1 pseudogene is annotated in these 222 nt (G+C 72.1%); it reads left to right on the forward strand.

Features of this window, described 5'->3' with window-relative positions:
* Positions 1 to 222 (forward strand): annotated as a pseudogene (locus tag ASF72_RS20625) (hypothetical protein); the annotation flags it as partial.

The raw sequence follows: 222 nt of genomic DNA on the forward strand, positions 1-222 counted from the left end.
ACCCGCGCCGCCAACGGCAGACGCGTCAGCCTCCGCCCCGCACCGGACACCATGACCCTCCTCACCGCCCTCCTGCCCGTGGCCGAAGGCGTCGCCACCTACACCGCCCTCACCCGGGAAGCCGACACCCTAAAGTCCACCGGCGATCCCCGGACCCGCGCCCAGATCATGGCCGACACCCTCGTCGAACGCATCACCGGTACCCCCGGCGGAATCACCGGG

It is taken from the genome of Arthrobacter sp. Leaf141 (assembly GCF_001424565.1).
Lineage (GTDB): Bacteria > Actinomycetota > Actinomycetes > Actinomycetales > Micrococcaceae > Arthrobacter.